The organism is Bacteroides caecigallinarum (assembly GCF_021530995.1).
GTDB lineage: Bacteria > Bacteroidota > Bacteroidia > Bacteroidales > Bacteroidaceae > Phocaeicola > Phocaeicola faecigallinarum.
In genome coordinates this window covers 1-333 of the sequence record NZ_JADYTF010000317.1, presented here as the reverse complement: position 1 = coordinate 333, position 333 = coordinate 1, and the positions used below count along the sequence as shown (strand labels likewise).

Genomic DNA, 333 nt, shown 5'->3' with positions numbered 1-333 from the left:
TGCTAAGACAGCTAGGATGTTGGCTTGGAAGCAGCCATTCATTTAAAGAGTGCGTAACAGCTCACTAGTCGAGGAATTTGGCGTGGATAATAATCGGGTATGAAGTTGTCTGCCGAAGCTATGGAATTGAACAATGGCCGCAAGGCAATTGTTTCCAATTGGTAGGGGAGCATTCCATTCGGCGTTGAAGGCGTGGCGTGAGCCATTCTGGAGCGTATGGAAAAGCAAATGTAGGTATAAGTAACGATAAAGGGGGTGGGAAACCCCCTCGCCGAAAGACTAAGGTTTCCTGATCAACGCTAATCGGATCAGGGTAAGTCGGGACCTAAGGTT

General features: G+C 48.0%; 1 rRNA gene. It reads left to right on the top strand.

Annotated elements, in window-relative coordinates:
• Positions 1–333: ribosomal RNA gene (locus tag I6E24_RS16825) — 23S ribosomal RNA — on the top strand; the annotation flags it as partial.